Source organism: Nocardiopsis sp. CNZ308 (assembly GCF_004217075.1).
The window spans coordinates 6,112,642-6,124,869 of the sequence record NZ_SHKJ01000001.1; the positions used below are offsets into that span (position 1 = coordinate 6,112,642).

Sequence of the window (12,228 nt, forward strand, 5' to 3'; positions counted from 1 at the left end):
CGAGGGAGGTGTGCCGGCGTTCTGCGGTGGCCTCTGCTCATGGGAAAGGACTGCTCGTGAGCGAGAGTGCGACGGAAACCGGACGCCGTCACCCTTGTGGTGACTAACGGGGGCGTTCCGGCCTGAGGGAACACTAATTCACCACCGGGAGCGGTCGCGACCCTTTCGTTACCTTCCCTTGGGCAACCCTCTGACCAGCGGTTCCATAACAAGAGGCCCGAAAAGCCCGCCCGAGCGGGCGTGACGGGGCTTAGTTCTCCCCTCTGGCAACACCCCAAAACGGGGTAAAGCCCGCCGAAAAAGTGGTGTGTATCACGCGAACCACCGGAAGGGGGCGGGGACGGGCCCCGCCCCCGCGCATGTCACAGGTGTCGCTGCCACCAGTCCAGGACCGCCTCGAAGCGGGCGACGCGGTGGCTGGGCAGGCCCGAACGCGACAGCTCGTGCCCCTCAGCGGGGAAGAGCAGCATCTCCACCTCCTGGCCGCGCAGCTTCAACGCCACGAACAGGCGCTGCGCCTGCTCCACCGGGCAGCGCCAGTCCTCCTCGGAGTGGATGATCAGGAACGGGACGTCGATCCGGTCGGCGTAGGTGAGCGGACTCTCCTCGGCCCAGGTCTGCGGCGGCCCGTACAGCGGCCCGGGGAAGAACGAGCCGATGTCGGAGGAGCCGTGGAAACTGTCGATGGCGTTGACAGCGCGCTCGCTGATCGCCGCCCGGAACCGCTCGCCGTGGTGGGCGGCGATCCAGGTGGTCATGAACCCGCCGTGGGATCCGCCCATGACGCCCACCCGCGAGGAGTCCAGCCGCTCGTCCTCCAGCGCCGCGTCCAGGAAGGCCAGCACGTCGGTGGCGGTGGTCGCGCCCACCGAGCCGATGACGGCCCGGCCGTGCTCGTGCCCGTAGCCCGAGGAGCCGCGCGGGTTGCACATCACCACGGCGTACCCGGCCGCCGCGTAGACCTGCGTCTCGTCGAAGAGCTGGTGGCCGTACTGGGCGAAGGGACCGCCGTGGATCATCAGCACCACCGGGTGCGGGCCCTCGCCCTCGGGCACGGTGACCCACCCGTGCACGGGGTAGCCGTCGGCGGTGTGGGCCGTCAGCTCCCTCATCGGCAGGGGGTCCAGGGCGCCGGCGAACTCCGTGAGCGCCCGCGTGCCCCCGTCACCGACCAGGACCAGCTCGCCGCTGCTGCGGCCGTCGGCGACCACGGCGACGGTGACGCCGCCCGCGCTGTCGAAGGACTGGACCTGCACCGGTCCGCCGACCACCGTCTCGGGCTCGCCGCCCCCGAAGGGCACCAGGACCAGGTCCACCGCGCCCCGGTTCTCCGCCAGGCCGAGCAGGCCCCGCCCGGTGACCTTGGGGCCTCCGGCCATCCGCGGGTTATGGGAGGGGGTCAGCCGGACGGGCGCCGCCGAGGCGTCGGCGGGCACCGACCACAGGGCGCTGGTCTGGCCCACGAAGTCGTCCAGGTCCGGTCCGAGCTCGTCGCCGAGGAAGTAGACGGTGGCGCCGTCCTCTGAGAACTCGCCCCGCACGGCGTCCAGGTTCCCGGCGGTGACCCTGCGCGGCTCGGCGTCCTCCTCCGGCGCGCACGCCCACAGGTCCTCCACCAGGTCCGTGTCGCGGGTGGCGTGGCGCGCGGCCGCGAAGACCAGCTCCGTGCCGTCGGGTCTCCAGGACACGGACCGGTGCTCGAAGTCGCCCCGGGTCACCTGGACCGGCTCCCCGGCCTCGCCCGAGGGGTCCAGGGGCGCGGAGACGAACACGTGCGTGCGCCGGTCGTTGGCGAACCCGAGGTCGTCCAGCCGGTACTTGAGCTGCGTGATGCGCCGGGGCGGCTCCTTGCCCGGCTCCCGGTCCACGTAGCGGTGGGGATCGGGGACGCGGGCGGTGTAGGCGATCCGGGTGGAGTCCGGGCTCCAGCGCGGGGCGCCCGCGCCCAGCGGGTGGGAGGTGACCTTCCAGGGCTCGCCGCCGTCGGCGGGCAGGACGTGGATCTGCGGGCGCTTGTCCTCGTCGGGGCGCAGGAAGGCGATCCACCGCCCGTCCGGGGAGAACACCGGGCCGTTGTCCCTGGCGCCCCGGGTGAGCCGGGCGGGCGGCGCGGAGCCGTCGGTGGGCACGGACCACAGGGAGCCCAGGTAGGCGTCCTCCTCCAGGTCCGGCCGGGTCACGGCGAAGACCGCGCGGCGGCCGTCGGGGGACAGGGCGGGCGCGCCGATGCTGTGCAGGTGGGCGATGTCAGCAGGTTTCATACAACGGATGGCCGTCCCGGCGCGGGGAGCGCCGTGACCGCCCCCTCCTTTTCGCTTGGCGGTGGGACCGTCGTTGGGGGCCACCGCGTGCCGGGAACGGTCGGGCCGCGACGGGTGCCGCCGTTCGAAGACGGGGCGCGCTCCGGTCCGGAGAACACCCCAGGGGGACCTTATCCAGGCTCCTGACCGGAAATCCAGGTGCTTTCCGTCCGGCGGAACCCGCGTCCGCTCCGGGCCCGGACGAGCGCGGGACGCCCGCCCGCGGCCCGGCCCACGGGACTCCGCGGGAGGCCGGCGTGGGAACTCAGCGGGGACACGGGCGGACACCGGACGGGCCGCGGGACCCGCGGCCCGGCGTTCGTCCCGCGGCCCGGACCGGGGTCCTCACCCGGTCGGCTCGACGGGCATCCCGCCCCGGCCGCGCACGGCGCCGTCGGTCTCCAGCCGGGTGCACACCCAGCGGCCATCGGCCTCCCGCCGGGCCCGGAAGGCGAACACCCGGGAGCGGCGGTCGCAGCGGATCACGGCGTTGGCCTCCACACCGTCGGCGTCCACGGGCTGGTGGTAGACCTGTGTCAGCCTCGGCGCCAGCCCGCAGGAGACCGTGCCCCGCAGACGGCGCAGCTCCTCGCGGACCGGGACGGTCACCTGGTCGCGCAGCGCCTCGGGGGTGCGGCGGCCGACCAGGACCTCCGCCACGCGCTGGGCCAGCAGGTGCACGGGGCCGGGGGTGCGGTGGCCCGCCAGGAGCGGGGGCCCGCACCGGCGCACGGGCGCGTGGCGCGGAGGCAGGGGCGTGCGCGCGGGGGTGCGGACCGGCCAGTGGTACGCGGGAGCGCCGTGGGCGCACAGGGGCCGGGGGCAGGGGTGGCGGGGAGGGGTGTACGACATGAACAGGTCCCTTCCGGGAGGATGACGTTCCGCCTTCACCCTGCACAGAGGCGCCGCCACCGTCCCCGTGCCAGCTGGCATTCCAGGTTTCGGGAAAGTTCCGCCGCCCCCGGGCGCAGGGCGCGCAGCCGCCCGAAACCGGCATACTGCATGCGTGACTTCCGCCTACCTGTCCTCCCCCGTGCCCGTGGCCCTCGCCCACCGCGGCGGGTGGCTCCTCGACGACCAGGGCGTGCGCCGCACCGAACTGGAGAACACGGCCGCGGCCTTCCAGCACGCCGTCGACCTCGGCTACACGTACCTGGAGACGGACGTGCACGCCACCAGCGACGGCGTCCTCATGGCCTTCCACGACCCCACCCTGGACCGCGCCACCGACATGAGCGGCGCGATCGGCGACCTGCCCCACCGCGAGGTGGCCCGCGCCCGGGTGGCCGGACGCGAGCCGGTCCCGGTGCTGGAGGACCTGTTGGGGACCTGGCCGGAGGCACGGTTCAACATCGACGTCAAGGCCGACGCCGCGGTCCTGCCGCTGCGCGAGGCGCTGCGCCGCACCAACGCCTGGGACCGGGTGTGCGTGGGCTCCTTCGACCAGCGCCGCCTGGACCGGGCTCGGCGGCTCCTCGACCGGCCCGTGGCCACCTCCTGCGGCCCCCTGGACGTGGTCCGGCTGCGGGCGGCCTCCCTGTCCCCGCTGCTGCGCTCCCTGGCCAGCCGAGTCCCGGTCTGCGCGCAGATCCCGCTGCGCCACGGCGCCATCCCCCTGCTCAGCCGGGACCTGATCGCCACCGCGCACCGCCTGGGCATGCAGGTGCACGTGTGGACCATCAACGAACCGGGGACGATGGAGCGCCTGCTCGACGCGGGGGTGGACGGCATCGTCACCGACAACACGAGCGCCCTCAGGGAACTCCTCGTCCGGCGGGGCCAGTGGCCCAGCCGCACCCCCTCCGGCTCCACCGACGCCCCCACCGGCACCTCCAGCGACTCTCCCACCGACTCTCCCACCGACTCCCCCCAGCGGAACGGATAGCCCCCATGGCCACCACACCACCGGAGACGGACGCCACCGGCGCCCCCTCGGCCGACCCCGCCCAGCGCAGGCGCGAACAGCGCGGATGGTACCTCTACGACTGGGCCAACTCGGTGTTCACCACCTCGGTGGTGACCGTGCTCATCGGCCCGTACCTGAGCAACCTGGCGTGTGTGTCGGCAGGGGCCCCGGACGCCGCGTCCTGCCTGGACCCCGCGCTGTCCATCAGCCCGCTGGGCCTGGACTTCCTCTCGCTGCACCCCAACGCGCTCTACCCGGCGCTGACCACGGTGGCGATCCTGCTCCAGATCCTGTGCCTGCCGATCGTGGGGTCGATGGTCGACCACTCGCGGCACAAGAAGCGGTGGCTGCTCTGGCTCGCCGTCAGCGGGTCGGCGTGCACGCTGGGGCTGTACTTCGCCACCGACGGCTACCTGGTGGCCTCGGTACTGTTCGTGCTGGCCAACCTGCTGTACGGGCTGGCGGGCGTGGTCTACAACGCGTTCCTGCCCGAGGTGGCCACAGCTGAGGAACGCGACCGGGTCTCGGTCGCCGGCTGGGGCATCGGCTACCTGGGCGGGGCCCTGCTGCTCGCCGTCCACTTGGGCCTGGTGGTCGGCGCTCCGTCCCTGGGCCTGGGCACGGACGACGCCGCGCGCATCGCCTTCGCCTCCTGCGGCCTGTGGTGGGCCGGGTTCACCGTCCTGGCTCTGCGGCCGCTGCGCGACCGCTACGGCGCCCTGGCGGCGAGCAGCCGGGGGCGGCCGAAGGTGGGGCGGTCGCTGCGCCAGTTCGGGCACACGCTCAAGGACATGCGCAAGTACCCGAACACGATCCTCTTTCTCCTGGCGTTCATCCTGTTCAACGACGGTGTGCAGGCGGCCATCCGCTACGCGGCGCCCTTCGCCACCCAGGATCTGGGACTGGACCAGAACGTCCTGATCGTCACCATCCTCATCATCCAGTTCGTGGCCTTCGGGGGCGCCTTCCTGACCGGCCGGGTCGCCCGGGTCCTGGGCAGCAAGAACACCGTGCTGGCCACGCTCGCGGTGTGGAGCTCGCTCGTGGCGGCGGCCTACTTCCTCCCGGTCGGGAACGTGCCGCTGTTCGTGGCCATGGGCGTGGGCATCGGCCTGGTGCTGGGTGGAACCCAGTCGCTGGCCCGGTCGCTGTACTCCCAGCTCATCCCCCGTGGGCGCGAGGCGGAGTACTTCAGCCTGTACCAGATCTCGGACAAGGGATCGAGCTTCCTGGGATCGCTGACCGTGACCGTGGCCGTCTCCCTCACCGGCGGCTACCGGATGGCGATCCTGTCGCTGATCGTGTTCTTCGTCATCGGCGGTCTGCTGCTGTGGCGCACGCGCATGCGCGAGGGGATTCTCGCGGTGGGCAACGAGGTACCGCGCAACCTGTAGACCGTCGAGGAGCCGTAGGTGTTGAGGGGCGGGGTGTCGAGGCGGGCAGGGTGTTGAGGGGGCGTAGGCGGCCACGTTTTCCACAGGTGGGGGTTGGGGGTGGGCGCGGGCGGGGTGATGATGGTTTCCTGGAAATAGGGGGGATCCCACCCAGTGGGCGTTTCGGCATGCCCTTAAGCGCCCCTCGCCCAACGGGGATAAATAATTGAGGGGTAGGGAGGGGTCGCCCACAGGTCTCTCCCCTACGCTATTCCTACTGGGGGTTGCTGGCGGCAACGAAAGCGCACCAGCTGCCGCGAAGTGGAACGGTCTTCAGCAAACGGCTGGCGTTGGGTGGGGGTGGAGGCGGCCGACGAACAGCGGCACCAAAGGCGGGAGCGACCACCGGAGGGCGACCAACGCCCGGGGCGTAGAAGTGGTCGGGCTCTGCGACGTCGGCACCAACGGCAAGCGGACCCTCCGGCCTCGGGCAACGGTTCTGACTCCTGTCGTCGACGCGGGAGACGATCGCGCCAACGACAAGCGGGCCTTCCACCCTCGGGCACCGACCCCGGCCCCTGGGGTTGGGGCGGCTGGCGGTGACACCAACGGCAATGGTCTATTGTGTGCGCTCGTTTTCGGACACCTTTTGAGACCGCCTTAATTGTGATCCGACAATCAAGAGCAGCCCCCGAAAGAAAGGCGTCGAATTCGAGGCTGTGAATAGTGGAGAAAGGGCGGATGCTCGCCTATAATAAGAAGTATGGAGATGATGATCGCAGCGCCCAAGGCGGCCCCCGGGGAATGCTCCCCGGCCGTGGCCGCGCTGGCCGGTGCGCGCGAGATCATCCACCAGGCGTTGAATACCGAGGTGCCGCCCGGGGCCGACGAGAGTGCGGCTGAGGAGGTCGCGGCGCTGTGGGCCCAGCTGGACCAGATCCGCTACCAGGCGCTCGCGCGGATGGCGCGCCTGTACGCACGCGGTGAGGTGGCCCGCTACAGCGGCTATTCCACGCTGGACAAGTGGCTGGTGCACCACGGAAAAATGCCCACCGCTCAGGCCAAGGATTTGGCCCGTCTGGCCCAGCACGTGCACGAGGAGACGTTGCCCGCCACGGTGGAAGCGGTGGAGAAGGGCGCTCTGGCCTTGGGTGAGGCGGTGGCGATCGCCAAGGCCACCGACAAGGCCGTCCAGGCCCGCGATGAGCAGCACTTTCCCGATCAGGTGGAGTACCGGCACGGGTTCGAAGCGGCTCTGGTAGCCGCGAAAACGGAGCGGCCCGCGTTGTCGGTCAACCAGCTCCAGTCAGTGGCCCGCCAGGTCGCTTACCGCTTGGATCCGCACCGGTTGGACCGTGACCATGAGGCTGCTCACGCGGCCCGTGGACTAACACTCCATGACACCTTCCAGGGCAGCTACCAACTCCAATCTTGGGGCGGGTCTGGGGATGCGTTGATCGTGCGTGCGGCCATCGACACCTTCACCACCCCACCCGGGGAGGGTGACACCCGGTCCCGGTCCCAGCGTGAGCACGACGCGCTCATCGCCGCGCTGCGCTTCGCCACCACCCACACCGGATGCACTCATGCTCCGGCTCCGCTGGCGCAGATCCGCATCGTCGTACCGGTGCAGACCTACCTGGACGCCGAAGGTCAGGAACAGCCCGCGTTGGACGAGCACGGTCGGGTGATTCCGGTCGGGCTGGTCCACGAACTGGCTGGAGACTCTGAGGTGGTGCGGATGCTCACCGCCCCACCTACCGGACAGGTGCTGGACGTGAGCCACAGCCGCCGCCTGGCCTCAGCCCGCCAACGCACGGCGGCCTTTCACGGGCACAGCACCTGCGCCCACCCGCAAGGGTGTGAGGTGCCGGTCGCCCTCTGCCAAGCCGACCACGTGCGGTCGTTCTCCCGGGGCGGGCGCACGGTGGTGGCCAACCTGCAACCGTTGTGTGGGCCGCACAACCGGGCCAAGTACCAACGCGAACTCCGCACACACCACCCAGGACGGGGCCGGGGCCGGGGAAGGGACCACTCGCCCGGCAGGGACCCGGATCCGCCACCCCGCACATGACCCCCGGGCCGCGCCGAGCCCCGGCATGCCCGCACCCGGCAGGCGGCCCGGGCCCCGCGCCCACCGTGGTCGCTGCCACCGTCGCCCACCCCCGCCCCAGGGGCCCGGACCGCTGCCCGGAGCCCGACAGTCCCGCTGCCTTTGGTGCCAACGCAGCAGAGCCCAGCCGCCTCCAAAGGCCAACCGTTAACCGCCCGCCCAGGCCACTTCGCGGCAGCTGGCGCCGCTACCTCCCGCCACCACCAGCAGGTGGAGCGTTGAACGGCGCCCCCAGACACCCGCCGCCTTCGCTGCCAACGCAGCAGAGCCCAGCCGCCCCCGAACCCCGACCGTTGGTCGCCCTCCCACGCCACTTCGCGGCAGCTGGCGCCGCTACCTCCCGCCACCACCAGCAGGAGGATCGTTGAACGGCGCCCCCAGACACCCGCCGCCTCCGCTGCCACCGCAGCAAAGCCCCACCACGCGCGAACAGCAAGCGTTGGTCACTCTCCCGCACCACTTCGCGGCAGCTGGCGCCATCGCCGGAGCGAGCAACCACCCCCGGACCCCCCACCGTTGAACGCCCTCCCGCAGCAACACCTGTGACAGGTCCAGGGGACTTCTGGTCGGTGAGGACCCGCCACCGAGCGCGAGACGCCCCTCCTCCCAGGCGCGCGTCACGGTCTGTCGCCGCCCCCGGCCATACTGGGGCCGATGGTCGGCGAGGACGCGGGAGGTGCGGTGCGGGTTCTGCACGGCGTGTGGGCCGGGGAAGCGCTGGCGGTGTGGGCCGAGTCCGATCGGGCCGAGTCCGATCGGGCCGGGTCCGCCCCCTCCACCCCTCCCCCGGCCGGGGGCGCGCACGGCCGTGCGCGCCCGCACCCGTTCGCCCTGGGGGCCCGCGACCTGAGCGCGCTCCTGGTGGACGCGGGGATCGGGGCGGGCTCAGCCACGCACGGCACCCTGGAGCTGACCCTGCCCGGGGACACCTCCGCCCCCTTCGCCTCCACCAGCGCCCCCGGCACCGCCCCGGCCGCCTTCCACCCCTGGCGGGTGCCCGCCCTGCGGCTGGACGCCGCCTCCGCCGAGGCCCTCCTGGCCGCACCCGCACACGACATCCCCGGCACCGCCTCCGGACCCTCGCTGGCCCACCTGCGCGCGGTCCGCGGCTTCGCCGAACTCCTGGTCACCTCCGGGTGCGTGCTGCCCGACCTGGTGGGCGACCCCGCCCGGGCCCGCTGGCGGCCCGCGCCGCTGGACTGGGCGGAGGAGCACCTGGCCGCGCTCACCGGCGCCCTGCCGCCCTCCGCACGCGCCCACCTGCCCGGGGAGCCGCCCGACGCGATCGCCCGGGCCTGCGTGCTCGCCCCCCTGGAGCTGCTCACCGACGCGGCGGCCCGCCGCCTGGCCCGGCCCCGCCGCCTACACCGGGGCCGGACCAACCCGATGGACCAGGGCCGGACCAGCCCGGAACGGACCTCCGACGACGGCGCCGCCCCCGGCCAGCGGCTGGCCGCCGCGCTCACCGGCGCCCCGGACGGGATCGACGCCGACACCGCCGCCCGGCTGCGCGGACCCCTGCGCGAGTGGCGCTCGCGGGTGCGCGGCGCGGGTAGGGCGGCGCTGCTGTTCCTGCTGCGCGAACCCGACCGCGCGGGGCCGTGGGCGCTGGAGTTCTGGGTGCGCTCGGTCAGCGATCCCGGCCTGCGCCTGCCCCTGGAACAGGTGTGGCAGGGCGAGGGCGCCGCCTGGCTGCCCGCCGACGTGGGCGCCACCGCCCTGGCCGACCTGCGCCGGGCCGCTCGCCACCATCCGCCCCTGCACCGCGCGCTGCGCGACCTGGCCCCGGCCCGGCTGCTGATGGGCACGGAGGACGCCGAGCGGTTCGTGGCCGAGGGCGCCGCCCGGCTGAGCGGCGCCGGGTTCGGGGTGGTCCTGCCCGAGTGGCGCGGCAGGCCGGCCCTGGGCCTGCGGGTGGCGGTCGAGGAGGCGCCCCGCAGGCGCGGGGGCGGCGGGGTGGGGCCCTCCGAGCTGGTCAACGTGTCCTTCGAGGCCCTGCTCCGGGGGCGCGACGGCGAGGAGTCCGTACCGCTCGGCGAGGACGAGCTGGCCGAACTCGCCGAACTGGCCCGCCTCAAGCGTTCGCTGGTGCGCGTGCGCGGCCGGTGGCTGGAGGTGGACCCCGAGCGGATCAGCGCCACCCTGGACCTGGTCAAGCGGCGCGGCGGCCACTGGATGCGCACCGACGAGGCGCTGCGCACGGCCATCGGAGTGGAGGGCGCCACTCCCCTGCCGGTGGCCGACGCGGTCGCCTCCGGTCCGCTGGGCGCGCTGCTGGACGGGGGCGCCAAGGCCGAGCCGCGCCCGATGGGCACACCGTCCGGCTTCCGGGGTTCGCTGCGCCCCTACCAGGACCGGGGCGCGTCGTGGCTGCGTTTCCTGGGCGAGCTGGGCCTGGGCGCGGTCCTGGCCGACGACATGGGCCTGGGCAAGACCGTGCAGCTGCTGGCCCTGCTCACCGACGAGCGGCTGCGCGAACCCGCGCCGGGGCCGACCCTGCTGGTGTGCCCGGTCTCGCTCGTGGGCAACTGGCGTCGCGAGGCCGAGCGGTTCGCGCCCTCGCTGCGGGTGCACGTCCAGCACGGCCCGGACCGGCCCTCGGGCAACGCCCTGGCCCGTCTGGTGGGCTCGTGCGACCTGGTCGTCACCACCTACGGCGTGGTCACCCGCGACAGCGAGGAGCTGGCGGGCATGCCCTGGCACCGGGTGGTGTGCGACGAGGCGCAGGCGCTCAAGAACCACGGCACCCGGCAGGCCCGCGCGGTGCGGTCGCTGCCCGCGGCCACGCGGATCGCGCTCACCGGCACCCCGGTGGAGAACAACCTGGGCGAGCTGTGGTCGGTGATGGAGTTCGCCAACCCGGGGCTGCTGGGCACGGCGGCGGACTTCGAGCGGGCGGTCGAGGGCGAGGAGGGGCCCGACACCGCGCTGGTGCGCCGCATGACCGGGCCGTTCGTGCTGCGCCGCCTCAAGACCGACCGGTCGATCATCGCCGACCTGCCCGAGAAGCTGGAGATGCGCACCTGGTGCACGCTCACCCCGGAGCAGGCCTCGCTGTACAAGGCGGTGGTGGACGAGATGGGCGAGCGGCTGGCCGAGGCGACCGAGAAGGAGCGCAAGGGGCTGGTGCTCGCGACGATGTCGCGGCTCAAGCAGATCTGCAACCACCCGGCGCAGTTCCTGGGGGACGGCTCGGCGCTGTCGGGGCGCTCGGGCAAGCTGGAGCGGGTGGAGGCGATCCTGGCCTCGGCCGCGGCCGAGGGCGACAAGGCCCTGTGCTTCACCCAGTACGCGCGTTTCGGTGAGCGCCTGGCCCCCTACCTGCGTTCGCGTCTGGGGGTGCCGGTGCTGTGGCTGCACGGGGGCACTCCGCGGGCGGAGCGGGAGGAGATGACGCAGCGCTTCCAGGAGATGGAGGGCCCGGCGGTGTTCCTGCTCTCGCTCAAGGCCGCCGGGACGGGGCTGAACCTGACCGCGGCCAACCACGTGGTGCACGTGGACCGCTGGTGGAACCCGGCGGTGGAGAACCAGGCCACCGACCGGGCGTTCCGGATCGGCCAGCGGCGGGACGTGCAGGTGCGCAAGATGGTGTGCGTGGGCACGGTCGAGGAGCGGGTGGACGAGATGATCGAGCGCAAGAGCGCGCTGGCCGACGGCGCCGTGGCCACCGGCGAGGCGTGGCTGACCGGCTTGTCCGTCCAGGACCTGCGCGAGGTCGTGCGGCTGGCCCCGGAGGCGGTGGCCGAGTGAGCGCGTGGTCGCCGCTGTTCGCGCGGGCTCTGGGGGAGGCGGGCCGGGCCGCCGGGAACGCGCGCGTGGAGCGGCTGTCGGTGCGCCCGGGCGAGGTCACGGGACGGGTGCGCGGCCCGGGCGCGCACGAGGTGAGCCTGATCCGCACGGTGCCGCCGGAGGCCGAGTGGGAGCGCCTGTGCGCGGCGCTGGCCTCCCAGCCGGTGTTCCGCGCCCGGATCCTGGCCGGTGAGCTGCCGGTGGCGGCGGCCCGGGTGTTCTCGCTGCTGGGGTGGGACCTGGTGCCGCGCGGGTGGGACTCGCTGGTGGCGACCTGTTCCTGTGACCGGTGGGACGCCAGGTGCGCGCATCTGGCGGCGGCGGTGGCGGGGCTGGGCGCCGAGGCCGACCGCGACCCGTTCGTGCTGACCCGGTGGCTGGGCCGGGAGCGGCGCGCGCTCGTGGCGCAGGTCAAAGCGTTTTCCACGGCCACCGCAAAAGGATTCTCGGGCGAAGATCCGACAATCGGGAGAAATGACGGAGAAGCGGTATTGGATACCGCCGACGAACCGCCTCCCCCGGCGGACGCGGCCGATCCCGGCTCCGCCGCCGCGTTCTGGTCCGCGCCGCCGCTTCCCGCCCGGCCGAGCCCTCCGGAGGGCTCCGGCGAGCGCGTCAGGGCCGCGGCTCCCGGGCTCGTGGCCGATGATCTGCCCGGTTTCGGACAACCGCCAACAGGGACCGGAACGTGAGCGTATGGGGCGCCGAATACACACTTCGAACTTTGTTGTGGAAAACTCCACAAGG

At 73.1% G+C, this 12,228-nt stretch carries 7 protein-coding genes; 5 read left to right on the top strand and 2 right to left on the bottom strand.

The window, feature by feature from the left end; genetic code table 11:
* Positions 1–362: 362 nt before the first annotated feature.
* A complete protein-coding gene (locus EV372_RS26355) occupies positions 363–2,261 on the bottom strand; it encodes an alpha/beta hydrolase family protein (protein WP_130398260.1) in 1,899 nt (632 codons plus the stop codon).
* A 384-nt stretch (positions 2,262–2,645) separates the two neighbouring features.
* Positions 2,646–3,152, bottom strand: coding sequence for an Rv3235 family protein (locus tag EV372_RS26360; protein ID WP_130398261.1), 507 nt, complete (start codon positions 3,150–3,152; stop codon positions 2,646–2,648).
* Between the two features lie 154 nt (positions 3,153–3,306).
* On the opposite strand from EV372_RS26360, the gene EV372_RS26365 reads away from it, so the two are divergent.
* The 5 genes from EV372_RS26365 (at position 3,307) to EV372_RS26390 (ending at position 12,173) form a co-directional block, all read left to right on the top strand.
* The gene (locus tag EV372_RS26365) at positions 3,307–4,185 is read left to right on the top strand and encodes a glycerophosphodiester phosphodiesterase family protein (protein WP_130398262.1); all 879 of its coding nucleotides are present in this window, start codon (positions 3,307–3,309) and stop codon (positions 4,183–4,185) included.
* A gap of 5 nt (positions 4,186–4,190) precedes the next feature.
* Positions 4,191–5,600: an MFS transporter gene (locus tag EV372_RS26370; protein WP_130398263.1), complete on the top strand. Its 1,410-nt coding sequence runs from the start codon at positions 4,191–4,193 to the stop codon at positions 5,598–5,600.
* A gap of 751 nt (positions 5,601–6,351) precedes the next feature.
* Entirely contained in the window at positions 6,352–7,653 is a 1,302-nt protein-coding gene (locus EV372_RS26380; RefSeq protein WP_130399131.1) for an HNH endonuclease signature motif containing protein, read from the top strand.
* 720 nt (positions 7,654–8,373) lie between these two features.
* The gene (locus EV372_RS26385) at positions 8,374–11,442 is read left to right on the top strand and encodes a DEAD/DEAH box helicase (RefSeq protein WP_130399132.1); all 3,069 of its coding nucleotides are present in this window, start codon (positions 8,374–8,376) and stop codon (positions 11,440–11,442) included.
* Positions 11,439–12,173, top strand: a complete 735-nt coding sequence (locus EV372_RS26390) for a hypothetical protein (protein ID WP_130398265.1) — start codon at positions 11,439–11,441, stop codon at positions 12,171–12,173. Before EV372_RS26385 ends, EV372_RS26390 begins: the two co-directional genes overlap by 4 nt.
* Positions 12,174–12,228 lie beyond the last annotated feature (55 nt).